This is a genomic window from Haemophilus sputorum CCUG 13788 (assembly GCF_000238795.1).
Classification (GTDB): Bacteria; Pseudomonadota; Gammaproteobacteria; order Enterobacterales; family Pasteurellaceae; genus Haemophilus_A; species Haemophilus_A sputorum.
Window position 1 is genome coordinate 1 of the sequence record NZ_AFNK01000034.1, and the last position, 259, is coordinate 259.

General features: G+C 32.4%; 1 protein-coding gene. It reads right to left on the bottom strand.

The genetic code is table 11. The features are described from left to right. A partial coding sequence (locus HSP_RS10915; RefSeq protein ID WP_010129260.1) for a DNA cytosine methyltransferase occupies nt 1-259 on the bottom strand: 259 nt, incomplete at both ends.

Below are 259 nucleotides of genomic sequence, written 5' to 3' on the forward strand. Positions count from 1 at the left end.
TTTTTTGTGGCACTTGATACATCATCATTTTATATACGTTATTTTCAACAATTGTATATCCTGACTCTTCAATAAACTCTATGATTGTTGATAGAGTTTTTCCATTATTATCGTTTTCTAACCCCTTCACATTTTCAGCAAGAAAGACTTTAGGCTTCACTTCTCTAATAGCTCGTATCATTTCAAACACAAGTGTTCCTCGAATATCATCTAACCCTAATTTTTTTCCTGCATAAGAAAATGGCTGACAAGGAAAACC